This window comes from Streptomyces sp. NPDC002994, assembly GCF_040611155.1.
Classification (GTDB): Bacteria; Actinomycetota; Actinomycetes; order Streptomycetales; family Streptomycetaceae; genus Streptomyces.
Map to the genome: position 1 here is coordinate 185,263 of NZ_JBEXNQ010000002.1, position 25,651 is coordinate 210,913.

Annotated in this window: 20 protein-coding genes; 8 read left to right on the forward strand and 12 right to left on the reverse strand. The window is 68.9% G+C overall.

Annotated elements, in window-relative coordinates; genetic code table 11:
- The first annotated feature begins 62 nt into the window (after positions 1-62).
- Positions 63-1,106, forward strand: a complete 1,044-nt coding sequence (locus ABZX79_RS02850; RefSeq protein ID WP_355250513.1) for a LacI family DNA-binding transcriptional regulator — start codon at positions 63-65, stop codon at positions 1,104-1,106.
- A gap of 70 nt (positions 1,107-1,176) precedes the next feature.
- Here ABZX79_RS02850 and prcA read toward each other — a convergent pair whose 3' ends face one another.
- The 5 genes from prcA to arc all read right to left on the reverse strand — a co-directional run bounded on the left by prcA (position 1,177) and on the right by arc (position 6,845).
- Positions 1,177-1,926: a proteasome subunit alpha gene (gene prcA / locus ABZX79_RS02855; RefSeq protein ID WP_355250516.1), complete on the reverse strand. Its 750-nt coding sequence runs from the start codon at positions 1,924-1,926 to the stop codon at positions 1,177-1,179.
- A 53-nt stretch (positions 1,927-1,979) separates the two neighbouring features.
- On the reverse strand, positions 1,980-2,795 hold the full coding sequence (gene prcB, locus ABZX79_RS02860; RefSeq protein WP_355251042.1) for a proteasome subunit beta: 816 nt from the start codon (positions 2,793-2,795) through the stop codon (positions 1,980-1,982).
- Positions 2,796-2,972: 177 nt separating this feature from the next.
- Positions 2,973-3,191, reverse strand: coding sequence for a ubiquitin-like protein Pup (locus tag ABZX79_RS02865; protein WP_215132496.1), 219 nt, complete (start codon positions 3,189-3,191; stop codon positions 2,973-2,975).
- Positions 3,192-3,316: 125 nt separating this feature from the next.
- Entirely contained in the window at positions 3,317-4,828 is a 1,512-nt protein-coding gene (dop, locus tag ABZX79_RS02870) for a depupylase/deamidase Dop (protein WP_355250520.1), read from the reverse strand.
- A gap of 250 nt (positions 4,829-5,078) precedes the next feature.
- Positions 5,079-6,845 carry a proteasome ATPase gene (gene arc / locus ABZX79_RS02875; protein ID WP_355250523.1) on the reverse strand — a complete coding sequence of 589 codons (1,767 nt, stop codon included), beginning with the start codon at positions 6,843-6,845 and terminating at the stop codon, positions 5,079-5,081.
- Between the two features lie 241 nt (positions 6,846-7,086).
- On the opposite strand from arc, the gene ABZX79_RS02880 reads away from it, so the two are divergent.
- Positions 7,087-7,407, forward strand: coding sequence for a ferredoxin (locus ABZX79_RS02880; RefSeq protein WP_355250526.1), 321 nt, complete (start codon positions 7,087-7,089; stop codon positions 7,405-7,407).
- Between the two features lie 4 nt (positions 7,408-7,411).
- Here ABZX79_RS02880 and ABZX79_RS02885 read toward each other — a convergent pair whose 3' ends face one another.
- From ABZX79_RS02885 to ABZX79_RS02895, 3 genes are all read right to left on the reverse strand, one after another.
- Complete coding sequence (locus ABZX79_RS02885) at positions 7,412-7,978, reverse strand: hypothetical protein (protein WP_355250529.1); 567 nt, start codon at positions 7,976-7,978, stop codon at positions 7,412-7,414.
- A gap of 188 nt (positions 7,979-8,166) precedes the next feature.
- Positions 8,167-9,075 carry a tRNA (adenine-N1)-methyltransferase gene (locus ABZX79_RS02890; RefSeq protein WP_214976533.1) on the reverse strand — a complete coding sequence of 303 codons (909 nt, stop codon included), beginning with the start codon at positions 9,073-9,075 and terminating at the stop codon, positions 8,167-8,169.
- A 35-nt stretch (positions 9,076-9,110) separates the two neighbouring features.
- Entirely contained in the window at positions 9,111-10,334 is a 1,224-nt protein-coding gene (locus tag ABZX79_RS02895; RefSeq protein WP_355250532.1) for a site-2 protease family protein, read from the reverse strand.
- Positions 10,335-10,458: 124 nt separating this feature from the next.
- Here ABZX79_RS02895 and ABZX79_RS02900 point away from each other — a divergent pair, with 124 nt between their 5' ends.
- Complete coding sequence (locus ABZX79_RS02900; RefSeq protein WP_355250535.1) at positions 10,459-11,322, forward strand: RecB family exonuclease; 864 nt, start codon at positions 10,459-10,461, stop codon at positions 11,320-11,322.
- A gap of 207 nt (positions 11,323-11,529) precedes the next feature.
- The gene (locus tag ABZX79_RS02905) at positions 11,530-12,201 is read left to right on the forward strand and encodes a response regulator transcription factor (RefSeq protein WP_355250538.1); all 672 of its coding nucleotides are present in this window, start codon (positions 11,530-11,532) and stop codon (positions 12,199-12,201) included.
- A gap of 73 nt (positions 12,202-12,274) precedes the next feature.
- Here the strand turns inward: ABZX79_RS02905 and ABZX79_RS02910 are convergent, their stop codons facing one another.
- The 4 genes from ABZX79_RS02910 to metH all read right to left on the reverse strand — a co-directional run bounded on the left by ABZX79_RS02910 (position 12,275) and on the right by metH (position 20,353).
- Positions 12,275-13,864, reverse strand: a complete 1,590-nt coding sequence (locus ABZX79_RS02910; protein WP_355250541.1) for an ABC transporter substrate-binding protein — start codon at positions 13,862-13,864, stop codon at positions 12,275-12,277.
- Between the two features lie 71 nt (positions 13,865-13,935).
- On the reverse strand, positions 13,936-15,534 hold the full coding sequence (locus tag ABZX79_RS02915) for an ABC transporter substrate-binding protein (protein ID WP_355250544.1): 1,599 nt from the start codon (positions 15,532-15,534) through the stop codon (positions 13,936-13,938).
- Positions 15,535-16,033: 499 nt separating this feature from the next.
- Positions 16,034-16,735: an HAD family phosphatase gene (locus tag ABZX79_RS02920; protein ID WP_355250547.1), complete on the reverse strand. Its 702-nt coding sequence runs from the start codon at positions 16,733-16,735 to the stop codon at positions 16,034-16,036.
- Between the two features lie 99 nt (positions 16,736-16,834).
- Positions 16,835-20,353, reverse strand: coding sequence for a methionine synthase (metH, locus tag ABZX79_RS02925; RefSeq protein WP_355250550.1), 3,519 nt, complete (start codon positions 20,351-20,353; stop codon positions 16,835-16,837).
- Between the two features lie 228 nt (positions 20,354-20,581).
- On the opposite strand from metH, the gene ABZX79_RS02930 reads away from it, so the two are divergent.
- The 4 genes from ABZX79_RS02930 (at position 20,582) to ABZX79_RS02945 (ending at position 25,590) form a co-directional block, all read left to right on the forward strand.
- Positions 20,582-21,349 carry an IclR family transcriptional regulator gene (locus tag ABZX79_RS02930; RefSeq protein ID WP_355250553.1) on the forward strand — a complete coding sequence of 256 codons (768 nt, stop codon included), beginning with the start codon at positions 20,582-20,584 and terminating at the stop codon, positions 21,347-21,349.
- 259 nt (positions 21,350-21,608) lie between these two features.
- Positions 21,609-22,397: an MIP/aquaporin family protein gene (locus ABZX79_RS02935; protein ID WP_355250556.1), complete on the forward strand. Its 789-nt coding sequence runs from the start codon at positions 21,609-21,611 to the stop codon at positions 22,395-22,397.
- Positions 22,398-22,437: 40 nt separating this feature from the next.
- Positions 22,438-23,964, forward strand: a complete 1,527-nt coding sequence (gene glpK, locus ABZX79_RS02940) for a glycerol kinase GlpK (protein ID WP_355250559.1) — start codon at positions 22,438-22,440, stop codon at positions 23,962-23,964.
- Positions 23,965-23,979: 15 nt separating this feature from the next.
- Entirely contained in the window at positions 23,980-25,590 is a 1,611-nt protein-coding gene (locus ABZX79_RS02945; protein WP_355250562.1) for a glycerol-3-phosphate dehydrogenase/oxidase, read from the forward strand.
- The last annotated feature ends 61 nt before the right edge of the window (positions 25,591-25,651 follow it).

Genomic DNA, 25,651 nt, shown 5'->3' on the forward strand with positions numbered 1-25,651 from the left:
CGTACCATGAGCCAGTCCGCGGGTCCACCTCGCGGCGAGAAACCGTCTGTGCGGAGGCACGAGTGACCAGCCGGGACGACACCCACGACGCCGCCTCTGCGGGCACGCCCCCCACCCCGCCGACCAGCAGGGACGTGGCCCGCGCCGCCGGGGTCTCGCAGGCGACCGTGTCGCTGGTACTGGCCGGCAAATGGCGTGGGCGTGTGTCGGAACGCACCGCGAATCTCGTCCGGGGGGCCGCGCGGGAGCTCGGGTACCGCCCGAATCTCGCCGCCCGGAACCTGCGGCTCGGCCGGACCAGGACCGCGCTGCTCGTCGTGCCCGCGCTGACCAACGAATTCTTCGCCCGGGTCTACGCGGGCGCCGCCCGCACCGCCGCCGAGCACGATTTCGGCGTCGTCCTCTACCCCTCCCCCGAGGGCACCGAGCCCGCCAGGGACCCGTTCGCGTCGGCGCAGGCCGCCCTCGACGGCGTCATCGCGTCCTCGATGGCCACCGAGGCGCTGGGCGCGATCCGCGGCGCGGGGCTGCCGCTCGTGATGCTCGACAGCGACCCGGAGGACTCCGGCGCCGCCGCGCACGTGAACCTCGACATCGCCGACGGAATGCGCCTGGTGACGGAGCATCTGCTCGCCCTCGGCCACCGCCGGTTCGTCCATCTCGCGTCGGCCGTGGACTCCTGGACCTTCGACGTACGCGCGGCGGCACTCCACGACTCGCTGCGCCGGGCCCCCGACGCCGTCGTACGCACCGTGCGGGCGCCCCTGGACGTACACGGCGCCAGGCAGGCCGCGGAGCTGGCGCTGACCGGGCCCGGCCCACGGCCCACCGCGCTCGTCTGTGACGACGACATCCTCGCGGCGGGCGCCTGCAAGGCGGTGCGGCGCCTCGGGCTGCGGGTGCCCGAGGACGTCTCGGTCACCGGCTTCGACGACCTGGCCCTCGCGACTGCCGTGGAACCCGAACTCACCACCGTGCGGCTGCCCGCCGAGCAGGTCGGGGAGCGCGGCATGGCGGCGCTGCTGGCCGTCCTGGACGGTCGGCGGCCCGAGGGCGGCGACCTCCCGGTGGAACTGATGGTGCGCGGCTCCACCGCCCCCGTCTGACGGGTCCCCGGACGCGACGGTGCCCCGGGCCGCTGGGCGGTCCGGGGCACCAGCCGGTGCGGGTCCGGGGCTACGACTCCTCGGTGTCCGAAGGAGTGTCGGTGGGCGCGGCCGCGTCGCCGTCCGCCTCCAGCAGACGCGACAGCTGACGGCCGACGATGCGCTTGAACTTCCGCTCCTGCGGGCGCGTACGGTCCAGGACCGCCACTTCGAGCCGCTCGGCGGGGATCTCCCGCTCGCTGCCGTTGGTGTCCCGCGAGAGCGCCTGCACTGCGAGCTTGAGCGCCTCCGCGAGCGTCATCCCGTCCCGGTGGCGCTGGTCGAGGAAGGTGCTGATCTGCTCGGCGTTGCCGCCGACCGCGACCGAGCCGTGCTCGTCCACGATCGAACCGTCGTGCGGCAGCCGGTAAATCTGGTCGCCCTCGGGGCGGGCCCCCACCTCGGCGACGACCAGCTCCACCTCGTACGGCTTCTCCGCGTTGCTGGAGAAGATCGTGCCCAGCGTCTGCGCGTAGACGTTGGCGAGGCCACGGGCCGTCACATCTTCACGGTCGTAGGTGTATCCGCGCAGATCGGCGTACCGGACGCCCCCGATCCGCAGGTTCTCGTACTCGTTGTACTTGCCGGCGGCGGCGAAGCCGATCCGGTCGTAGATCTCGCTGAACTTGTGCAGCGCGCGGGACGGGTTCTCGCCGACGAATACGATGCCGTCGGCGTACTGCAGCACGACGAGGCTGCGACCGCGGGCGATGCCCTTCCGGGCGTATTCCGCCCGGTCGGCCATGGCCTGCTGGGGTGAGACATAGAACGGCGTCGACACCGGCTATCCGTCCCTTTCTGTCGTTATCACGTTGATTCCAAGGACAGGAGCCGTCAGAGAAGCGCGGCCCGGGGACCGTCGGGCTGCTCCAGCCGCCGCTCGAGGATCGAGCGGGCCAGCTCGGAGGACTCCGCCTCGGTGAGCCGCCGGAAACCCTCTTCGGTGATCACGGTGACGATCGGATAGATACGGCGGGCCACGTCCGGGCCGCCGGTCGCCGAGTCGTCGTCGGCGGCGTCGTACAGCGCCTGGATCACCAGGGTGGTCGTCTGCTGCTCCGTCAGGTCGTCGCGGTAGAGCTTCTTCATCGACCCGCGAGCGAAGATGGACCCGGAGCCCGTCGCCGCGAACCCCTTCTCCTCGGAACGGCCGCCCGTCACGTCGTACGAGAAGATGCGGCCCTTCTCGCGGTCGACGTCCCAGCCCGCGAAGAGCGGGACGACGGCCAGGCCCTGCATGGCCATGCCGAGGTTGCTGCGGATCATGGTGGAGAGCCGGTTCGCCTTGCCCTCCAGGGAGAGCTGGGCGCCTTCCACCTTCTCGAAGTGTTCGAGCTCCAGCTGGAAGAGCCTGACCATCTCCACGGCCAGACCGGCGGTGCCGGCGATGCCCACCGCCGAGTACTCGTCGGCGGGGAAGACCTTCTCGATGTCGCGCTGGGCGATCATGTTGCCCATGGTGGCCCGCCGGTCGCCGGCGAGCACCACGCCGCCGGGGAACGCGGCGGCGACGATCGTCGTGCCGTGCGGAGCCTCGATGACGCCCTTCATGGGCGGCAGGACGCGGTTTCCCGGCAGCATGTCGGGTGCGTGATCGCCCAGAAAGTCCATGAATGACGACGAGCCCGGCGTCAGGAAGGCTGCCGGCAGACGCCCGGTGCTACGAGGGTTGGCTTCCACGCGTTTCCTTCCGGATAGGCGGCGGCCCGCCACTGGAGGGCCGGGCCGATCTTTCGAACTGTGCACGGACCATACCCGTACGGTTGCCGGTCATCCGTCCCGGTGCGGCGGACCTGGGTCCACGGCCACCGGGACGGACAACGGGCTTTACTCCCCGCCCTTTTGGACGAAGGAGCGCACGAAGTCCTCGGCGTTCTCTTCGAGTACGTCGTCGATCTCGTCCAGCACCGAGTCGACGTCGTCCGACAGCTTTTCCTGGCGCTCCTTGAGGTCCTCGGAGGCCTGCGCGTCCTGCGCGGTCTCCTCGACCTCCTCGGTGGAACGTGTCGCCTTCTGCTGTCCGCCGTCGCTGTCCTTGGTCGCCATCTCTACCTCACCCCGCTCGCTCGGTTCGATGTCCTTGATCAGACCCTACAAGCGGGGTCTGACATCCGCGCCGTACTTTCACAACGCGTGGGGACCACCTCGATGATTCCCACCCGTCGCCCCTTTCAGCCGCCGGAGAGCACCCGGACCAGGTCTTCCGCCGTCCTGCACCGGTCGAGCAGTTCCTTCACGTGGTTACGTGTACCGCGCAACGGTTCCAGGGTGGGGACGCGCTGGAGCGAGTCCCGGCCCGGCAGGTCGAAGATCACCGAGTCCCAGGAGGCCGCCGCGACATCGTCCGCGTACTGCTCCAGGCAGCGCCCGCGGAAGTACGCCCTGGTGTCCTCAGGAGGCTTCGTGCGGGCCCGGTCCACCCCACCCTCGCCCAGGAGCCGCTTCATCTTCCCGCGGGCCGCCAGACGGTTGTACAGGCCCTTCTCGGGGCGTACGTCGGCGTACTGGAGGTCCACCAGGTGGAGCCGGGGGGCGTCCCAGTCGAGGCTGTCGCGCCTGCGGTAGCCCTCCAGGAGCTCCCGCTTCGCGATCCAGTCCAGCTCGCCCGACAGGCTCATCGGGTCGTTCTCGAGCCGGTTCAGTACGTCCTCCCAGCGCCCCAGGACGTCCTTGGTCTGGTCGTCGGCGTCGACGCCGAACCGCTCCTCGACGTACTTGCGCGCCAGCTCGAAGTACTCCATCTGAAGCTGCACAGCGGTGAGTGTCCGGCCGCTGCGCAGCGTGATGAGCCGCTGCAGCGTCGGGTCGTGCGAGACCTGGTGCAGGGTGCGCACCGGCTGGTCGATCGCGAGGTCGACATTGATGAAGCCGTCCTCGATCATCGAGAGAACCAGAGAGGTCGTACCCAGCTTGAGGTACGTCGAGATCTCGGAGAGGTTCGCGTCCCCGATGATGACGTGGAGCCTGCGGTAGCGCTCGGCGTCGGCGTGCGGCTCGTCGCGGGTGTTGATGATGGGGCGCTTGAGGGTCGTTTCGAGGCCTACCTCAACCTCGAAATAGTCGGCCCGCTGGCTGATCTGGAAGCCGTGCTCGTGGCCGTCCTGGCCGATGCCCACCCGGCCTGCGCCCGTGACGACCTGCCGGGACACGAAGAACGGGGTCAGGTGGCGCACGATGTCCGAGAAGGGGGTCTCCCGCTTCATCAGGTAGTTCTCGTGCGTGCCGTAGGACGCGCCCTTGTTGTCGGTGTTGTTCTTGTAGAGGTGGATCGGCTGGGCGCCGGGCAGCTGGGCGGCGCGCTCCGCGGCCTCCGCCATGATCCGCTCGCCGGCCTTGTCCCAGAGCACCGCGTCCAGCGGATTGGTCACCTCCGGGGAGCTGTACTCGGGGTGCGCGTGGTCGACGTACAGCCGCGCGCCATTGGTCAGGATGACATTGGCGAGGCCGATGTCCTCGTCGGTGAGCTGGCTGTTGTCGGCGGCCTCCCGGGCGAGGTCGAAGCCTCGCGCGTCCCGCAGCGGGTTCTCCTCCTCGAAGTCCCAGCGGGCGCGTCGCGCCCGGTGCATCGCCGCCGCGTAGGCGTTGACGATCTGGGACGAGGTGAGCATGGCATTGGCGTTCGGGTGGCCGGGGACGGAGATCCCGTACTCCGTCTCGATGCCCATTACTCGCCGTACGGTCATGCGGCCCTCCTTGCCCGCGTCGCCCCCGGACGGGGGCGGCACTCAAGTACCGCTGGTTCTCCGGTGCGTGTGCGGCGCCAGGTCCCGCACAGCGCGACTCGGCGGTACCGAAGAGCCAGCCTAGAACGCCTTTGCGCCGGTGGGGAGATCAATTGCGTCATTGCTCTGGTGTGGTCGGTGTGGTGGCCCGTAATGGCGAGAATGCAACCGGCTGCGGATACCCGACGGGTACCCGCAGCCGGTCTGCGATCTACAGGTACTGACCGGTGTTTGCCACCGTGTCGATGGAGCGTCCGGTGTCCGCGCCCTGTTTTCCAGTGACGAGCGTGCGGATAAATACAATCCGCTCGCCCTTCTTTCCGGAGATACGGGCCCAGTCGTCCGGGTTCGTAGTGTTCGGCAGGTCCTCGTTCTCCTTGAACTCGTCCACGCAAGCCTGGAGGAGGTGGGAAACCCGAAGGCCCTTCTGGTTCTGGTCGAGGAAGGCCTTGATGGCCATCTTCTTGGCCCGGTCGACAATGTTCTGGATCATCGCGCCGGAATTGAAGTCCTTGAAGTACAGGACTTCCTTGTCGCCGTTCGCGTACGTGACCTCGAGGAAGCGATTCTCCTCGGACTCGGCGTACATCTGCTCGACGACCGACTGGATCATGCCGTGGACCGCGGCTTCCCTGGAGCCCGTGTGCTCGGCCAGGTCGTCCGCGTGCAGCGGCAGGGTGGACCGGAGGTACTTGGCGAAGATGTCCTTCGCCGCCTCGGCGTCCGGACGCTCGATCTTGATCTTGACGTCGAGCCGGCCCGGTCGCAGGATCGCCGGGTCGATCATGTCCTCGCGGTTGGAGGCGCCGATGACGATGACGTTCTCCAGGCCCTCCACGCCGTCGATCTCGGCGAGCAGCTGCGGAACGATGGTGTTCTCCACGTCCGAGCTGACACCCGAGCCACGGGTGCGGAAGAGCGACTCCATCTCGTCGAAGAAGACGATGACGGGGGTGCCCTCGTTCGCCTTCTCCCGGGCACGCTGGAAGACGAGGCGGATGTGCCGCTCGGTCTCACCGACGTACTTGTTGAGGAGCTCGGGGCCCTTGATGTTGAGGAAGTAGCTCTTCCCCGCGGGCTTGCCGGTCACCTCGGCGACCTTCTTGGCAAGGGAGTTGGCGACGGCTTTCGCGATCAGCGTCTTGCCGCAGCCGGGCGGGCCGTAGAGCAGGATGCCCTTCGGGGGCCGCAGTTCGTGCTCCTTGAAGAGGTCGGGGTAGAGGTACGGAAGCTCGACCGCGTCGCGGATCAGCTCGATCTGGTTGCCCAGACCGCCGATCTTGTCGTAGTCGACGTCCGGGACCTCTTCGAGGACGAGCTCCTCGACCTCGCTCTTGGGGATGACTTCGTAGACGTAACCGGACCTGGGTTCGAGCAGCAGGGCGTCGCCGGGGCGGATGGTGACGTCCATCAGCGGCTCGGCGAGCCGCACCACCCGTTCCTCGTCGGTGTGCCCGAGCACCAGGGCGCGCTCGCCGTCCTCAAGGATTTCCTTGAGGGTGACGATTTCCCCGGCGCGCTCGAACTCCATGGCCTCGACCACATTGAGGGCCTCGTTGAGCATGACTTCCTGGCCACGCCGGAGCTCTTCGAGCTCCACGCTGGGGCTGACGTTCACCCGTAGCTTGCGGCCACCGGTGAAGATGTCGGCCGTGCCGTCCTCGTTCGCCATGAGGAAGACACCGAAGCCGGCCGGCGGCTGCGCGAGCCGGTCGACTTCTTCCTTGAGGGCCACGATCTGGTCGCGGGCCTCACGGAGCGTATTGGCGAGCCGCTCGTTCTGTGCGGACACGCCGGCCAAGTTGGTCTGCAGCTCGACGATCCGCTCTTCGAGAATCCTCGTGTGACGCGGAGAGTCGGCGAGCTTGCGGCGCAGGACGGCGATTTCCTGCTCGAGATAGGCAACCTGACCGGCGGGGTCCTCAGACCCTCGCCCGGGCCGGATGCCGCGGTTGATGTCGTCGTCGTGGGCTGCCACGGTCCTCACCTCCTCCAAGGGGAGCTGGACGCTTCCTGACCCTACCTGGGCGGGTGCTGGTTGAAACCCCTAGATCACAAAGACTGCGGGGTGTGTCCGATCTTCACCCTTGCGTACTCGCTCACACCAGGGGAATACCCACCCATCAACACGGCAAAGCGGCCGGTTGTATCGTCGAAGTGTTCAACACCCGTCAGGGCTGGCTCCAATTGCTACAACCGCGCAGAAAACGGCAGGAGATATGACCGTGCAGCAGAAGGCTCCCACCGACGACGGCGCACAGACCGGTGACCCGCTCGAGGTGTGGATCGACCAGGATCTCTGCACCGGCGACGGCATCTGCGTCCAGTACGCCCCCGAGGTCTTCGAGCTCGACATCGACGGCCTGGCGTACGTGAAGGGCTCCGGCGACGAACTGCTGCAGAGCCCCGGCGCCACAACGCCCGTGCCCCTGACGCTTCTGAGCGACGTCGTCGACTCGGCGAAGGAGTGCCCGGGCGACTGCATCCACGTACGCCGCGTCGCGGACCGGGTCGAGGTCTACGGACCCGACGCTGAGTGACGAATCACATACTGCGCGCGTCCGGCACGACGGTTCTGGCGAACTTGCCGCCCTTCCACTGCCACTTGACCTTCTCCTGCCGGTCCGGGCAGCAGCGCGGCACGTCCGGCGACGAGTAGCCGAGCAGGGTCGCGGAGACCACGCCCGCGCTCACGGCGAAATCGCTGATGCCCAGGCCGTCCGCGGGGTCCACCAGGGTCGCCACGACGCGCGACGCGGGCCCGGTGAGTACGTAGACGCCGCTCGGCGGGGTGCCGATTCCCGACACACAGCGCACGACCGCCACGGTTTCGGGCCGGCCGTCGCCGTCGAGGTCGCCGGAGCCCTCCTTGACCACGGCGGGCTTCTCGCCGTGGCAGTCCAGGGGGTACACGGCGCTCGACGCGTCGGGCGCGGCCGCGGCGGCGGCCTTGACCGGTCCGGCTCCCGGGGCGGTCTGGGAGGCGGTGGCGGCTTCGGGCTGGAGCAGTCCGGCCGTGGCTACGACCGCGGCCATGGCGGCGGCGGTGGCGAGCCAGTGCACCGGGCGGGGCCGGTTGTGCGCGAGGTCCAGGGTGGCGGAGGTCTGCACGCGGGGTGTCTCCTGGGGCTGTACCGGTGGGGTGGCGAGCATCGTGCCACACGTCACACCGCCGCGGAACGGCGGGGTCCGTACCCGTAACAGAAATCCCGTAACAGAAATCCGGTAACGGAAAAGCGCCGCCGCTGAGTTCCCCGGTCGGTCGGGGAACTCAGCGGCGGCGCTTGCTCGTTGTCGGGTCAGCCTCGGGAGGCCGACCCGCTCTCGCTTCCGGGACCCGTGTAGTCCTCGCCGTACGCGCCCTTGGCGGGACGGCGGCGGCGCAGCGGGGCCTCCACGCCGTCCGCGAGGCGGCGGGCGGTGAGCAGGAAGCCGGTGTGGCCGATCATCCGATGGTCGGGGCGCACGGCCAGACCCTCGACGTGCCAGTTGCGGATCATCGACTCCCAGGCGGTCGGCTCCGCGAAGCAGCCGATCTCGCGGATGGACTCGACGGTGCGCGCGAGCTGCGTGGTGGTGGCCACGTAGCAGCAGAGGATGCCGCCGGGGACGAGCGCCTTGCGGACGACGTCCAGGCACTCCCACGGGGCGAGCATGTCCAGGATCACGCGGTCGACGTCGGTGTCGGACAGGTTGTCCTGGAGGTCGCCGACGGTGAGCTGCCAGGCGGGGTGCGGACCGCCGAAGTAGCGCTCCACGTTCTGCGTGGCGATCTCGGCGAAGTCCTCGCGGCGCTCGTAGGAGTGCAGCATGCCCTGGTCACCGATGGCGCGCAGCAGGAAGCTGCTCAGCGAGCCGGAGCCGACTCCCGCTTCGACGACGCGGGCGCCGGCGAAGATGTCGGCGAAGGCCAGGATCTGCCCCGCGTCCTTGGGGTAGACCACGGCGGCACCGCGGGGCATGGACAGGACATAGTCGGGGAGCAGGGGGCGCAGCGCGAGGTAGGCGACGTTTCCCGTGGTACGGACAACACTGCCCTCGGGAGCACCGATCAGCTCGTCGTGGGGGAAGGAACCCTTGTGGGTGTGGAAATTCTTCCCGGCCTCGAGCGTGAACGTGTAGTGGCGTCCCTTGGGGTCGGTGAGCTGGACCTGATCCCCGACCTGGAAGGGGCCGCGACGTCGGGCGGCACCGGTCGGTTCGGACATGTGAACAGCCTACCGGTCTTTTGAGCCCGGGCTCTCTACTGCGGGCGGGCCATGGCCGACACGAAGGCGCGCTCCACATCGGCGGTGGACAGCACGCCGTAGATCTCGCCCGTCTCCTCGACCACCAGGTATTCGGTGGCCGGGGCGGCGCGCAGGCGCTCCAGCAGGGCCTCGCCCGCCAGCTCGGCCGGGATCTTCATGTCCTCGGTGAGGTCCTGCGCGAGACCGCTCACCGCCACCCAGGGCCTGCGGTGTTCCGGTACGCCGACGATGGCCGCCTCGCGGACGACGCCGGTGGGCTCCCCCTGCCCGTCGACGACGACCAGGGCGCGCGCTCCTGCCGTGTTGGCGCGGCGCAGGGCCTCGGAGAGCGGGGTGGCGGATTCGACGGGGACGGCGCGCCGGGTGAGCGTACGGGCGCGCAGGTCGGGGAGGTGTTCGCGCAGCCGTGCCATGCGCAGACTGTTGCCGGCGCCGGTCCAGATGATCGCGGCGAGGATGGCGGCGAGCAGGGCGTCGGTGACGGTCTCCATGCCGCCGATGTCCTCGGTGGCGTTGCCGAGGGCGCCGGTGTGGGTGAGCAGCGGGAGACCGATGAGCACGGCGACGGCGAGCGCCCTGCCGACCCAGGCGGCGGCGATGGTGCCGCTCATCGGCTTTCCGGTGATCTTCCAGACGAGGGCGCGGAGCATCCGGCCGCCGTCCAGCGGGAGGCCGGGCAGCAGGTTGAAGGCGGCCACGATGAGGTTGGAGATCATCAGGCCGGCCAGCAGGACGCCGGGCACGGTGCCGGGTTCCACGACGCGCATGCCGGCGTAGAAGACACCGGCCAGTACGAGCGAGAGCAGCGGGCCGACGAAGGCGAGGACGAACTCGCGCCCCGGCGTCTCCGACTCCTTCTCGATCTCCGACACCCCGCCGAAGAACTGGAGCTGGATGCGGCGCACCGGCAGCTTGAAGCGCAGCGCCGCCACGGTGTGGGCCAGTTCGTGGACCAGTACGGAGGCGTAGAACGCGACGGCGAAGAAGAGGGAGACGAGGTAGCGGAGGTTTCCCAACTCCGGGAGCACGCGGTCGAGCTGGCCGCCGAAGACCCAGGTGATGAGGGCGGCGACGAGGAACCAGCTGGGGGCGACGTACACCGGCACGCCGAACGGGCGGCCCATGAGGAGGCCGCCGCCCGGCTCGCGCGGGCGCTGCGGCTTGTCGCCGCTCCCGTCGCTCCCGACGCGCTTGTCGCGCTCGCCGCTCTCGTTCACAGGGGCCCTTCGTTCGCAGGCGTCACTCGCCGCCGCACCCGGTGATCAGCCGACCGTGCAGCGAGGGGGTCTGCCGTCGATGGTATGCGGACGACTGTCAGTGGCGGGCCGTAGGGTCTTGGACATGACTACGAGTTCCGGTCGGGCCGACGCTGCCCAGCGCCCCATGTCGCTCTCCCCCTCCCGGGCGAGCGACTTCATGCAGTGTCCGCTGCTCTACCGGTTCCGGGTGATCGACAAGCTGCCCGAGAAGCCGAGCGAGGCGGCGACGCGGGGCACGCTGGTGCACGCCGTGCTGGAGCGGCTCTTCGACGACCCGGCGACGGAGCGTACGGCGGGGCGGGCCAGGGCGCTGGTGCCCGGCCAGTGGAACCGGCTCCTGGAGTCCAAGCCGCAGCTCACGGAGCTCTTCGCCGAGGATCCGGAGGGCGAGCGGCTGGCGCGCTGGCTGGTGGAGGCCGAAGAGCTGGTCGAGCGGTGGTTCACGCTGGAGGACCCGACCCGCCTGGAGCCCGCCGAGCGGGAGCTCTTCGTCGAGACGGAGCTGGATTCGGGGTTGCGGCTGCGCGGCATCATCGACCGGGTGGATGTGGCGCCTTCCGGCGAGGTCCGGATCGTCGACTACAAGACAGGCAAGGCGCCCCGGCCGGAGTACGCCGAGGGCGCGCTGTTCCAGATGAAGTTCTACGCGCTGGTGATCTGGCGGTGGAAGGGCGTCGTACCGCGCCGGCTTCAGCTGGTGTATCTCGGCAGCGGCGACGTGGTGACGTACGACCCGGTCGAGGCGGATCTGGAGCGGGTGGAGCGCAAGCTGCTCGCGTTGTGGGCCGCCATCAAGGAAGCCACCGAGACGGGGAACTGGCGGCCCCGCCCGACCAAGCTCTGCGGTTGGTGCGACCACAGGGCGGTCTGTCCGGAGTTCGGCGGCACTCCCCCGGTGTACCCGCTGCCCGTCGCCATCACGGTGCGACCGGCCGATCCGGCCTAGGGCTGTCCCGCGGGTCAGGGTCGGAAAGGCCGCGGCGTCTGGTGCGGTGCATCGCAAGGCGCCGGAGCATCCTCAAAGCGGAGCTATTCGGGTGTTTCGGCAACTCGGCGAAGGGGCGTGCCAGACGCCGCGGCCGCGGCCCTGATCCGCCGGACAGGCCCTGCGGCGGCCAGGGCAGAATGGACCCGGTCTAGAGAAGGAGACTCCGTGGCTATCCGCGTCCTACTGGTCGACGACCAGCCCCTGCTGCGCACCGGCTTCCGGATGATTCTGGAGGCCGAGCAGGATCTCGCGGTCGTCGGTGAGGCCGGAGACGGTCTGCAGGCGCTCGACCAGGTCCGGGCGCTGCAGCCCGATGTAGTCCTGATGGACATCCGGATGCCGCGGATGGACGGCGTGGAGGCGACCCGTCAGATCAGCGGTCCCGGCAAGGACGGTCCGGCGAAGGTGCTCGTGCTGACCACCTTCGACCTCGACGAGTACGTCGTGGAGGCGCTGCGCGCCGGGGCCAGCGGCTTCCTGCTGAAGGACGCGCCGGCCAACGAGCTCGTGCAGGCGATCCGGGTGGTGGCCGCCGGCGAGGCGATGCTGGCGCCGAGCATCACGCGGCGGCTGCTCGACAAGTACGCGGATCACCTGCCGTCCGGCGAGAATCAGGTTCCGGACACGCTGCACACGCTGACCGACCGTGAGGTCGAGGTGCTCAAGCTGGTGGCCCGCGGGCTGTCCAACGCGGAGATCGCCGCCGACCTCTTCGTGAGCGAGACGACCGTGAAGACGCATGTGGGGCACGTGCTGACGAAGCTCCGACTGCGCGACCGCGTGCAGGCCGCGGTGTACGCGTACGAGAGCGGCCTGGTCAGGCCCGGCGCCCAGTAAGGCGCCCAGCAGCGGAAGCCAGGACGCCGGGACCCGGCCCCATGCGGGGGCCGGGTCCCGGCGTCGCTTGCTGTCAGCCCTTGCTGATCTCCCAGAAACGGAAGACGGTCGACGCGTCCAGGGTCCACTCCAGGCCTGAGATGTCGTCGTAGGCCACGGCGTACTGCTTGCCCTGCCACAGCGGAATGATCGGCACCTCCTCGGCGACGATGTCCTGGAGCTTGCCGAAGTCCTCGTCCGCCGTGGGCCGCTCGGTCGCGGCGGCGGTGTCCGGGATGATGCCGTCGGTGATCCGGCGGTTCTCGTAGTTGTTGGCGAGGACGTTGTCCTTGCCGAAGAACGGCAGGGTGAAGTTGTCCGGGTCCGGGTAGTCGGGGACCCAGCCCTTCACGTATACGCCGTACTTGCCGGCCGCGATGTTCTTCTCGTACTCGTTGATCTCGGCCGACTTGACGGTCGCGTCGAAGAGCCCGCTCTTGTTGAGCTGCTTGGCTATCGTCTCGAACTCGTGGACCGTGGCGGGTCCGTAGCGGCTGGGCGTGGCCCAGAGGGTGAGCTTCACCTTGCCGGTGATGCCCGCACCGCGCAGGACCCGCTCGGCCTTGGCGGGCTGCGGGCTGCCGCCGTAGGCGTCGAAGAACGCCGTGTTGTGGGCGTCGATGCCGCTCGGAATGATCGAGTACAGCGGGGTGGCGGTGGACTGGTACACGTCCCGGACGAGGGCGTCGCGGTCGACGAGGAACGCCATCGCCTTGCGCACGGCGAGCTTGCCGGCGACCGGGTCCTTCATGTTGAAGACCAGGTGCTGGACCTCGGCGCTGGAGCCCTCGACCACCTCGATGCCCTGGTCGTCGCCGGTCGACGAGTTCTCGAGCTCGGCGATGTCGTCCGCCGTGAGGCCTCGGTAGGCGACGTCCACGTCACGCTGCTTGAGGGAAGCGGCGAGCGCCTTCTGGTCGCCGTGGAAGAACTTCATGGTGACGCCGGAGTTCTTCGTCTCGGCGGTGCCCTTGTAGTTCTCGTTCACGGAGAAGTCCGCCTGGGCTTCGCCGAAGCTGTCCAGCTTGTACGGCCCCGAGCCGACCGCCTTCTCGTCGGTGCGCAGCTCGTCGAAGGCGTACTCGCGGTGGTCGACGATGGAGCCGGCGCCCGAGGCGATCTTGCTCGGGAAGGTGGCGTCCGGCACCTTGAGGTGGAAGACGACGTTCTTCGCGTCCGGCGTCTCGATCCTGCCGATCGAGCCGAGCATGACGCCCGCGGGGCCGGCCTTGTCGTTGATCTTCAGCGAGCGCTCGAAGGAGTACTTGACGTCCTTCGAGGTCAGCTCGTTGCCGTTGCTGAACTTCAGGCCGTCACGCAGCGTGCAGCGGAAGACCGTGCTGCCGCCCTTGTCGAAGTCGCAGGTCTCGGCGGCCTCGGGCTGCGGAGAGGTGCTGCCCTTGGGGAAGCTCAGCAGCGACTGGAAGACGTTGTTGAACAGCAGCCAGGAACCTGGGTCGTAACCCGATGCCGGATCGGTGGCCAGCACCTCGTCCGACATTCCGATGACCACGCCGCCGTCAGTGCCCCCCGGGCCGCCCTCCTCGGTGCCACAACCGCTGAGCAGCCCCGCCGCCAGTCCCGCCGCAAGCGGTGCCGTCAGCCACTGGTTACGCCTTTTCACGGATCCTTGCCTCACAGATTCGATGAATTACCCACCGGCGACGCGGGTTTCGCGGCCGGATACTGCCGGCGTCAGGAGACGCCGCGGCCCAACTCCCACAGCTGCAGGTCGGCCGAGGAATTGAGCGCCCACTCGACGCCGGTGATGTTGTCGCGAGCGGCTACGTACTGCTTGCCCTGCCACAGCGGCAGCACCGGTACGTCGTTGGCGACGATTTCCTGGATCCGCTCGAACGGCTTCGCGGCCGAGGCCCGGTCGGCCGCGCGGCGCGACTCGGGAATGAGCTTGTTCCTGGTTTCGCTGCTGACGTACGGGGTGTTGAGGAAGTTGTCCTTGTCCAGGAACGGCGCGACGTAGTTGTCGGCGTCCGGGAAGTCCGGGAACCAGCCCATGCCGTAGACGGCGTACTCGCCGCGCTTCTGGCTGTCACGGAACTTCGACCACTCGGTGCCCTTGATGCCGACGTCGAAGAGCTTCGTGGCGTTGAGCTGCTCCTGGAGCACCTCGAACTCCTTCTTCGTCGCCGTGCCGTAGTGGTCGCTCGTGTAGTTCAGCGTCAGCTTCACCGGCGTGCTGATGCCGGCCGCGCTCAAAATGCCTGCGGCGTTCGGCCGGTTCGGCTCGCCGTACTTGTTGAAGAACGCGTTCTGGTGGCCGGTGATGGTGTTCGGGATGAGCGAGTACAGCGGCTCGGCCGTGGCCGGGTAGACCTCGCTCGCGAGCTCCCCGCGGTCGACGACGGCGGCCAGCGCCTGGCGCACCGCCTTGTTCTTCACCGTGGAGTCTTCGGTGTCGAAGCCCAGGTAGCGGATTTCCAGGCCGGGCATCTCGACGAGCTCGATGCCCTTGGTCGGGTTCTCCGACATGTCCTTGATCTGCTCGGGCTGCAGGGTGCGCGTCATCATGCTGATGTCGCCGTCCCGCAGCGCCTTCTCCATGGACTGGGTGTCGGCGAACGACCGCAGTTCGACCTTGTCGTTGCGGAGCTCCAAGTCGCCCTTGTACTCGGGGTTCTTGGTGAAGACCGCCTTGACGACCCGCTCGCCCTCGGTCTCGGTCTTCAGCGTGTACGGGCCCGAGCCCTCGGCGTCGAATCCGTCCCGGAGCTTGTCGCTCTTGTACGTGTCGGAGTCGACGATCCCGGCGGCAGGCGTGGCGATCTTGTACGGGAACGTGGCGTCCGGCGTCTTCAGGTGGAAGACGATCCCGTGGTCCCCGTTGGTCTCAATCGTATCGATGTTCGACAGTAGTGCGACCGGGCCGTTGTTGTTCTTGATCTTCAGTACGCGGTCGATCGAGAACTTGACGTCCTCGGCGGTGAGCGCGTCACCGTCGGCGAACGTCAGCCCGCTGCGCAGGGTGCAGCGGTAGCTCTCGTTCTGGGTGTCCGTGAAGCCGCACTTGGAGGCCGCGTCCGGCACCGGCTCGCCGCCGCCGCGCGGGACGTGCATCAGCATCTGGACGGTCTGCCGCAGGACGTTCCAGGCACCGGCGTCATAGGCGAACGCCGGGTCGAAGGGCGCGGGCGCGTCCTTCGTCGCGACGAACTGGTCCGTGGTGCCCACGACGATGGCACCGCCCTTGCCGCCGCTGTCCGCGCCGCCGCAGCCGGCGAGCACGGGCGCGAGCAGGCCAATCACAGCCGGCAGCACCAAAGTCTTGCGGTTCATCCTGGACGTTCTCCCTCATCCGGCACTGGGTTTCAGCGGTGTACGGGACACTCCGCCGCGGCCGCCCGGTCGGGGCGGAGCGATCGGGCCGGATCAGAGCGATCGGTTTCCGTGGCCCCAGCAACTGGTTGAGCGTTGAGGCACGTGGTGATGCGGCGAAGTTCTCGTGTTGAGATTAGTGGGAATCGCCCGGCAGGCTTTACCGGGGCCGGGCCGCCGCGTTATCGGCTGGTGATCATGATTCCCGACGGGTCGTCGCCGCGGGCCGGGAATGATTCGTACACCACTCCACCAATCAGGACACAACGGCGTCAAATACGGCCCGTGAAGGCCGCTTTGACGCCCTGGGGCGCCGATCGGGGCAGGCCTGGGGGTGACTAAGGTCACCAGACCGAGCCTTATGACCGCCTGTGCATTTCCGGCTGCGTGTGTCACGGAAAATGCACGGCCCCATGCCCACGGTTTCCGCCCAATAGCGCGAATACGCTCAGTGCGCGGTTCAGTTCATCCGTGTGATCAAAGTCGTGAGAAAGGCGAGATCGACTTCTTCGAGCGATCCCACGACCACCCGGCCGCGCGCGGGCGCGATCGGCGCGACGGACGGGACGGCCACCACGCGGCAGCCGGCCGCCTCGGCGGCCGCCACACCGGTCGCCGTGTCCTCGACGACCGCGCATCTGCCGGGCTCGGCGCCGAGCAGCGCTGCGGCGTGCAGATACGGGTCGGGGTGCGGTTTCGTACGGGCCACCTCGTCGCCCGCGACCGTGAGCGTGAACATCTCGCGGCCCAGCGTCTCCAGGACGCGGTCGATGATGCGCCGGTGCGAGGCGGAGACCAGGGCGGTGGGCACCTCGTGGGCGGCCAGTTCCGCCAGCAGCCGCGCCGCACCCGGCATCAGCGGCACTCCGCGCCCGATGCGCTTCTCGAAGCGGTCGTTGAGCAACACGGTGAGCTCGGGCAGGGTGATGTCCGCGCCGGTGACCTCGATGAGGTAGCCCGCGCTGCGGGTCATCGGCCCGCCGACCACCACGTCGCGCCACGCCTCGTCCAGCGCATGCCCGAGGTCCGCGAAGACCTCCGCCTCGACCTCCCACCAGAAACCCTCGGTGTCGACCAGGGTGCCGTCCATGTCGAGGAAGACGGCCTGCAGTGCGGAGCCTTCGGCCGTACGGGTACTGGGCGCGGGGACGGTACTGGTCATCCGGGCACACCTCCTGAAGGGACGAGAAGGCCGGCCGTCTCCCCAGGTGGGAAGGCGACCGGCCTGCGCTGGACCGACCAGTGTACGACTCGTGCGGGCCTATCGCGCGTTGAAGTACTTCGCCTCGGGGTGGTGGATGACGATCGCGTCGGTGGACTGCTCGGGGTGGAGCTGGAACTCCTCCGAGAGGTGGACACCGATGCGCTCGGGCTGCAGCAGTTCGGCGATCTTCGCGCGGTCCTCCAGTTCGGGGCAGGCGCCGTAACCGAGCGAGAAGCGCGCGCCGCGGTACTTCAGCGCGAACATGTCCTCCACGGCGTCCGGGTCCTCTCCCCCGAAGCCGAGTTCGCTGCGGACGCGGGCGTGCCAGTACTCGGCGAGCGCTTCCGCCAACTGGACGGAAAGACCGTGCAGTTCGAGGTAGTCACGGTAGGAGTTCGATTCGAACAGCTCGGCCGTGGCCTCGCCGATCTTTGATCCGACGGTGACGACCTGAAGACCCACCACGTCCGTCTCGCCGGACTCCTCCGGGCGGAAGAAGTCGGCCAGGCACAGGCGGCGGCCGCGGCGCTGGCGCGGGAAGGTGAAGCGGGTGCGCTCGGATCCGTCGTCGTTGAGGAGGATCAGATCGTCGCCCTTGGAGTGGCAGGGGAAGTAGCCGTAGACGACGGCGGCTTCGAGCAGGTTCTTGGTGTGGAGCTGCTCCAGCCAGCCGCGCAGCCGGGGCCGGCCCTCGGTCTCGACGAGCTCTTCGTACGTCGGCCCGTCGCCGGTCCGCGCCTGCTTGAGGCCCCACTGCCCCTTGAACAGCGCGCCCTCGTCGAGCCAGGAGGCGTACTCCTTCAGGCCGATGCCCTTGACGACGCGGGTGCCCCAGAACGGCGGCTCCGGGATCCGGTTGTCGATGGAGACGTCGGAGCGTACGGAACCTTCGGGCTCTTCGACTTCGAGCACGGCGGTCGTGGCCTTCGTCGGGACACGGCGCTGCTTGAGCTCGGGGAGCTTGGCGCCGGGGACGCCGCGCTTGACGCCGATCAGGGCGTCCATCAGGCGCAATCCCTCGAACGCGTCGCGGGCGTAGCGGACTTCGCCCTCGTAGATCTCGTGCAGATCCTGTTCGACGTACGCCCTCGTCAGCGCCGCACCGCCGAGGATGACCGGGAAGTCTGCGGCCATCTTGCGCTGGTTGAGCTCCTGGAGGTTCTCCTTCATGATCACGGTGGACTTCACCAGGAGACCCGACATGCCGATGACGTCGGCGCGGTGCTCCTCGGCGGCCTCCAGGATCGCGGAGACGGGCTGCTTGATGCCGAGGTTGACGACGGTGTAGCCGTTGTTGGACAGGATGATGTCGACGAGGTTCTTGCCGATGTCGTGGACGTCACCGCGGACGGTGGCCAGCACGATCGTGCCCTTGCCCTCGTCGTCCGTCTTCTCCATGTGCGGCTCCAGGTAGGCCACCGCGGTCTTCATGACCTCGGCCGACTGGAGCACGAACGGCAGCTGCATCTGGCCGGAGCCGAAGAGCTCACCGACGACCTTCATGCCCTCCAGCAGCGTGTCGTTGACGATCGCCAGCGCGGGCCGCTCGGTCAGCGCCTCGTCGAGGTCGGCCTCCAGGCCCTTCTTCTCGCCATCGATGATCCGGCGCTGAAGCCGCTCGTCCAGCGGCAGCGCCAGGAGCTCCTCCGCCTTGCCGGCCTTCATCGACTTGGTGTCGACGCCGTCGAACAGCTCCAGGAACCGCTGCAGCGGGTCGTAACCCTCCGCACGGCGGTCGTAGATCAGATCCAGAGCGACCTGGATCTGCTCCTCACCGAGGCGGGCGATCGGAAGGATCTTGCTCGCGTGCACGATGGCCGAGTCCAGGCCGGCCTTCACGCACTCGTCGAGGAAGACGGAGTTCAGGACGATGCGGGCGGCCGGGTTCAGGCCGAAGGAGATGTTCGACAGGCCCAGCGTGGTCTGCACGTCCGGGTGGCGCCGCTTGAGCTCACGGATGGCCTCGATCGTGTTGACGCCGTCCTTGCGGGACTCCTCCTGGCCGGTGCAGATGGTGAAGGTGAGGCAGTCGATGAGAATGTCCGACTCGTGGATGCCCCAGTTGCCGGTCAGGTCGTCGATGATCCGCTCGGCGACGGCGACCTTGTGCTCGACGGAGCGGGCCTGGCCCTCCTCGTCGATGGTCAGTGCCATCAGCGCGGCGCCGTGCTCCTGCGCCAGCTTGGTGACCTTCTGGAAGCGGGACTCGGGGCCGTCGCCGTCCTCGTAGTTGACCGAGTTGATGACGGCGCGCCCGCCGAGCTTCTCCAGGCCGGCCCGCAGGACGTCCAGCTCGGTGGAGTCCAGCACGATGGGCAGGGTGGAGGCGGTGGCGAACCGGCCGGCCAGCTCGGCCATGTCGGCGGCGCCGTCACGGCCCACGTAGTCGACGCACAGGTCGAGCATGTGCGCGCCCTCGCGGATCTGGTCGCGGGCCATCTCCACGCAGTCGTCCCAGCGGCCCTCCAGCATGGCCTCGCGGAACTTCTTCGACCCGTTCGCGTTCGTACGCTCGCCAATGGCCAGGTACGACGTGTCCTGGCGGAAGGGGACGGTCTGGTAGAGGGAGGCGGCGCCCGGCTCGGGGCGCGGGTCGCGGGGGGCCGGGGTGAGGTCACGTACGCGCTCGACGACCTGGCGCAGGTGCTCGGGCGTCGTACCGCAGCAGCCGCCCACCAGGGACAGGCCGTAGTCGCGTACGAACGCTTCCTGGGCGTCGGCCAGCTCCTCGGCCGACAGGGGGTAGTGCGCGCCGTTCTTGCCGAGGACGGGCAGGCCGGCGTTGGGCATGGCGGAGAGCGGGACGCGCGAGTGGCGGGCGAGGTAGCGCAGGTGCTCGCTCATCTCGGCCGGGCCGGTGGCGCAGTTCAGGCCGATCATGTCGATGCCGAGCGGCTCCAGCGCGGTGAGCGCGGCGCCGATCTCGGAGCCCAGCAGCATGGTGCCGGTCGTCTCGACCGTCACGGAGCAGATCAGGGGGACGGTGATGCCGGCGACGTCCATGGCGCGGCGGGCGCCGATGATCGCGGACTTGGTCTGGAGCAGGTCCTGGGTGGTCTCCACCAGGAGCGCGTCCGCGCCGCCCGCGAGCATGCCTTCGGCGTTCTGCTGGTAGGCGTCGCGCAGCGTGATGTACGGGGCGTGGCCCAGCGTCGGCAGCTTCGTACCGGGTCCCATGGAGCCGAGCACCCAGCGCTGACGGCCGTCCTTGGCCTCGAACTCGTCCGCCACCTCGCGGGCGATGCGGGCGCCCGACTCGGACAGCTCGAATACGCGCTCGGGGATGTCGTACTCGGCGAGCGCGGCGAAGTTCGCACCGAAGGTGTTGGTCTCGACGCAGTCGACGCCGACCGCGAAGTACTCCTCGTGGACGGTGCGCACGATGTCGGGGCGGGTGATGTTCAGGATCTCGTTGCAGCCTTCGAGGTTCTCGAAGTCCTCGAGGCTGGGGTCCTGCGCCTGGAGCATGGTGCCCATCGCCCCGTCGGCGACCACCACTCGACTGGCGAGTGCTTCGCGGAGGGCTTGTGCGCGGCTGCTGTGGCTGGCAGGCGTTGGGGTTGGCAACGAGGCCATGGATCTGCTCCCTGGGGTGCGACGGCTGTCGGCTTTGCGGCTTCCCGGCGGAAGGCGCACCAGGCCAGCGTAGCCGTGACCCCGTCCGCGGCGTGAAGGCGTCCCACGGGGCGGACGGTGTCGTGCTCTGATTGCTCACGGTCGCGGGGTGAACCCCCGTCGGTGACACCAGGTCGGCATGAGCCGATAGTGTTCAGCATTGTCGAACCGAGGTGGAGGTGGCCGAGCATGGCGAAGAACATCCAGTCGCTCGAGCGGGCGGCAGCGATGCTGCGCCTGCTCGCGGGTGGCGAGCGCAGGCTCGGTCTGTCCGAAGTGGCCTCGTCCCTCGGACTTGCCAAGGGTACGGCGCACGGCATCCTTCGCACCCTCCAGGCGGAGGGTTTTGTCGAACAGGATTCCGCCTCCGGCCGCTACCAGCTGGGCGCCGAGCTGCTGCGTCTCGGCAGCACCTATCTGGACGTGCACGAGCTGCGCGCCCGCGCGCTGGTGTGGACCGACGACCTGGCCCGCTCCAGCGGCGAGAGCGTCTATCTGGGCGTACTGCACCAGAAGGGCGTGCTGATCGTCCACCACGTCTTCCGGCCGGACGACAGCCGGCAGGTGCTGGAGGTCGGCGCGATGCAGCCGCTGCACTCCTCCGCGCTGGGCAAGGTGCTGTCCGCGTACGACCCGGTGGCGCACAACGAGGTCGTCGAGAACGAGCGCAAGACCTTCACTCCGCGCACGATCACGGACGCGGACGACTTCGAGAAGGTGCTCGACCTGACCCGGGCGCGCGGCTGGGCCGCCGACGTGGAGGAGACCTGGGACGGGGTGGCCTCCATCGCCGCCCCCATCCACGACCGCCGGCGGATGCCCGTCGGCGCGGTCGGCGTGACCGGCGCGGTGGAGCGGATCTGCGGTGAGGGCGGAGAGCTCCGCGGCGAGCTCGTCGCGGCCGTACGGGACTGCGCCCGCGCGGTGTCCCGGGACTTGGGCGCCGGGCGTTTCTAAGGCGCGGCTCCACCCCCCGTCACGCCCCTGCTGTCACGCTGGTAACGATCGCGACACCCGGTCGCAGAACTCTTGACGTGCGTGTTAACCGGGGGCAAAACTGCCGTTCATCGGTCGGCAATGCCGAACACCTACCGGCAATACGCGCTAGAGTGTGGCAACGCCAAGGGACCGGGCTAGGCCCTCACCGAGGGCGCGAACCACCCGGAGGGACCCGGGGTTCGCCTTTCCCCTGGACGCAAGGACAAAGGAGTCGCGGGTGTCTACCTCCGACATCTTCATCGGCGAGATCATCGGTACCGCCGTACTCATCCTGCTCGGCGCAGGCGTCGTCGCCGCCGTCGTGCTCAAGCGCTCGAAGGCGCAGAACGCCGGCTGGCTCGCCATCACCTTCGGGTGGGGCTTCGCGGTCTTGACTGCCGTCTACATGACGGGCAGCCTCTCCGGCGCCCACCTCAACCCGGCGGTCACCGTCGGCATCGCGATCAAGGACAGCGACTGGAGCGACGTTCCGGTCTACATCGCCGGCCAGATACTCGGCGCGATGATCGGCGCCGCCCTGGTCTGGATCGCGTACTACGGCCAGTTCCAGGCCCACCTCACGGACCCGGAAATCCTCGCGGAGCAGCCTGCCGAAGAGGGCCTGGTCGACCAGAAGGCCGCACCCAAGGCCGGCCCCGTGCTCGGCATCTTCTCCACCGGTCCTGAGATCCGGAACGTCTGGCAGAACCTCGCCACCGAGATCATCGGCACCGTCGTGCTCGTCCTCGCGGTCCTCACCCAGGGCCTCAATGACAGCGGCAAGGGTCTCGGCGCCGTCGGCGGACTGATGGTCGCCCTCGTCGTGGTCGGCATCGGCCTCTCGCTCGGTGGCCCGACCGGCTACGCGATCAACCCGGCCCGTGACCTCGGGCCGCGCATCGTCCACGCCCTGCTCCCCCTGCCGAACAAGGGCGGCTCCGACTGGGGCTACGCCTGGATCCCCGTCGTCGGCCCGCTGGCCGGCGCGGCGATCGCCGCGGGTATCTACAACATCGCGTTTGTCTGAGCCGACCGGCCGACCCTCTACAGACCTCCGGGAGCACACCGTGAACGACGTACACAGCACCGGCCCGTTCATCGCGGCCATCGATCAGGGCACCACCTCCAGCCGCTGCATCGTCTTCGACAAGGACGGCCGGATCGTCGCGGTCGACCAGAAGGAGCACGAGCAGATCTTCCCGAAGCCGGGATGGGTCGAGCACGACGCGACCGAGATCTGGACCAACGTCCAGGAAGTCGTCGCCAGCGCGATCAGCAAGGCGGGCATCACCCCCGCCGACGTCAAGGCGATCGGCATCACCAATCAGCGCGAGACCACGCTGATGTGGGACAAGAACACCGGTGAGCCCGTCCACAACGCCATCGTGTGGCAGGACACCCGCACCGACGCGCTCTGCAAGGAGCTCGGCCGCAACGTCGGCCAGGACCGCTTCCGCCGCGAGACCGGCCTGCCGCTCGCGTCGTACTTCGCGGGACCCAAGGTCCGCTGGCTGCTCGACAACGTCGAGGGCCTGCGTGAGCGCGCCGAGGCCGGCGACATCCTCTTCGGCACCATGGACTCCTGGGTCATCTGGAACCTGACGGGCGGCACCGACGGCGGCGTACACGTCACCGACGTCACCAACGCCTCGCGCACCCTTCTCATGAACCTGCACGAGATGCGGTGGGACGAGAAGATCCTGCAGTCCATGGACATCCCGGCCGCCGTGCTGCCGGAGATCCGTTCCTCCGCCGAGGTGTACGGCGTCGCCAAGGCCGGCCCGCTGATGGGCGTCCCCGTCGCCTCGGCGCTCGGTGACCAGCAGGCGGCGCTGTTCGGGCAGACCTGCTTCGCCGAGGGCGAGGCCAAGTCGACGTACGGCACCGGCACCTTCATGCTGATGAACACCGGTGACACGCCCGTCAATTCGTACAACGGCCTGCTGACGACCGTCGGATACCAGATCGGCGACCAGAAGCCCGTCTACGCCCTCGAAGGCTCGATCGCCATCACCGGCGCGCTCGTCCAGTGGATGCGCGACCAGATGGGCCTCATCAAGTCGGCCGCCGAGATCGAGACGCTGGCCTCCTCGGTGGAGGACAACGGCGGCGCGTACTTCGTGCCCGCCTTCTCCGGCCTCTTCGCCCCGTACTGGCGTCCCGACGCCCGCGGTGTGATCGCCGGCCTCACCCGGTACGTCACCAAGGCGCACATCGCCCGTGCCGTCCTGGAGGCCACCGCCTGGCAGACCCGCGAGATCAGCGACGCCATGACCAAGGACTCCGGCGTCGAGCTGACGGCCCTCAAGGTCGACGGCGGCATGACCTCCAACAACCTGCTGATGCAGACGCTCTCGGACTTCCTGGACGCACCGGTGGTGCGGCCCATGGTCGCCGAGACCACCTGCCTCGGCGCCGCCTACGCCGCCGGCCTCGCCGTCGGCTTCTGGTCCAGCACCGACGAGCTGCGCGCCAACTGGCGCAGGGCCGCCGAGTGGACCCCCCGCATGGACGCGGCCACGCGGGACCGCGAGTACAAGAGCTGGCTCAAGGCCGTTGAGCGGTCCATGGGCTGGCTCGACGACGAGAGCTGACGAGGAGTTACGAAAATGACCACCCTGCAGAGCGTCCCCGCCCTCGGGACGCGCCCGGCCGACGGTTCCACCACGAGCCGCGCCGAAACCCGGGACCAGCTTTCCAAGGCGACGTACGACCTCCTGGTGATCGGCGGCGGCATCCTGGGCATCTCCACTGCCTGGCACGCCGCTCAGTCGGGGCTGCGGGTGGCTCTGGTGGACGCCGGCGACTTCGCCGGCGCCACCTCCTCCGCCTCCTCCAAGCTGCTCCACGGCGGACTGCGCTACCTCCAGACCGGCGCGGTCAAGCTCGTCGCGGAGAACCACTTCGAGCGGCGCGCCGTCTCCCGGGACGTCGCGCCGCACCTGGCCAACCCGCTGAAGTTCTACCTCCCCGTCTACAAGGGCGGGCCGCACGGCGCGGCCAAGCTGGGCGCGGGCGTCTTCGCCTACTCGGCGCTGTCCGCCTTCGGCGACGGAGTCGGCCATGTCATCGGCGCGGCGAAGGCCGCGCGTGAGGTGCCCGAGCTCCGTACGGAAAACCTCAAGGCCGTCGCGGTGTACGGCGATGACCAGATGAACGACTCGCGCATGGCCCTGATGACGGTCCGTGCCGCCGCCCAGTCGGGCGCGACCGTACTCAACCACGCCGAGGTCACCGGGCTGCGCTTCACCAACGGGCGGGTCACGGGCGCGGAGCTCAAGGACCGCCTGGACGGCTCGGAGTTCGGAGTCACGGCCCGCCTGGTGCTCAACGCCACCGGGCCGTGGGTCGACCACCTGCGCAAGATGGAGAACCCGGACGCGGCCCCGTCCATCCGGCTCTCCAAGGGCGCGCACCTGGTCCTCAAGCGCACGGCCCCCTGGCGGGCCGCGCTGGCGACGCCGATCGACAAGTACCGCATCACCTTCGCGCTGCCGTGGGAGGACCAGCTCCTGCTCGGCACGACCGACGAGGAGTACGAGGGCGACCCGGCGGACGTCGCCGTCAACGAGAAGGACATCGCCCAGATCCTGGACGAGGCCGCCTACTCGATCCGCGACCAGCAGCTGTCCCGCGACCTGATCACGTACTCCTTCGCGGGTCTGCGGGTACTGCCCGGCGGTCCCGGAGACACCTCCAAGGCCAAGCGCGAGACGGTGGTCACCGAGGGACGCGGCGGCATGCTGTCGGTGGCGGGCGGCAAGTGGACGACGTTCCGTCACATCGGGCGAACGGTCATGAACAAGCTCGCCGCCCTGCCCGGCCACCCGCTGGGCGAGGACATGGAGCCGATCTCGCGCCTGCCGAAGAAGCAGCCGCTGCCGGGCATATCCAACCCGAACGCGGTCGCCCACCGGCTGCTCGTCGACGGCGGCACACCGGGCCCGCGGATGGCCGCGGACACGGCACGCCACCTGGCCACGCACTACGGCTCGCTGTCCTTCGACATCGCGCGCCTGGCCAACGAGGACGCGGCGCTGGCCGAGCGCATCCACCCGGACGCGCCGGAGATCTGGGCGCAGGTCGTGTACGCCCGCGACCACGAGTGGGCCGAGACGGCGGACGACGTACTGCGCCGCCGTACGACGCTGACGATCCGGGGCCTGGCCACGGACGAGGTCCGCGCCGAGGTCGAGGACGTGCTGGGCCGCAGGTCCTGACGCCCCTCGCGCGCAGAAGTTGGTAAGGGGCAGCCGCCTAGGGTGGCTGCCCCTTACCCAT

Coding starts and splice junctions, on each gene's coding strand:
- ABZX79_RS02930 (WP_355250553.1), top strand. CDS start 20,582: ATGGCGAAGAACATCCAGTCGCTCGAGCGGGCGGCAGCGATGCTGCGC.
- ABZX79_RS02945 (WP_355250562.1), top strand. CDS start 23,980: ATGACCACCCTGCAGAGCGTCCCCGCCCTCGGGACGCGCCCGGCCGAC.
- ABZX79_RS02865 (WP_215132496.1), bottom strand. CDS start 3,191: ATGGCGACCAAGGACAGCGACGGCGGACAGCAGAAGGCGACACGTTCC.
- ABZX79_RS02890 (WP_214976533.1), bottom strand. CDS start 9,075: ATGTCCGAACCGACCGGTGCCGCCCGACGTCGCGGCCCCTTCCAGGTC.
- dop (WP_355250520.1), bottom strand. CDS start 4,828: ATGACCGTACGGCGAGTAATGGGCATCGAGACGGAGTACGGGATCTCC.
- ABZX79_RS02900 (WP_355250535.1), top strand. CDS start 10,459: ATGACTACGAGTTCCGGTCGGGCCGACGCTGCCCAGCGCCCCATGTCG.
- ABZX79_RS02915 (WP_355250544.1), bottom strand. CDS start 15,534: ATGAACCGCAAGACTTTGGTGCTGCCGGCTGTGATTGGCCTGCTCGCG.
- ABZX79_RS02920 (WP_355250547.1), bottom strand. CDS start 16,735: ATGACCAGTACCGTCCCCGCGCCCAGTACCCGTACGGCCGAAGGCTCC.
- metH (WP_355250550.1), bottom strand. CDS start 20,353: ATGGCCTCGTTGCCAACCCCAACGCCTGCCAGCCACAGCAGCCGCGCA.
- ABZX79_RS02880 (WP_355250526.1), top strand. CDS start 7,087: ATGACCGTGCAGCAGAAGGCTCCCACCGACGACGGCGCACAGACCGGT.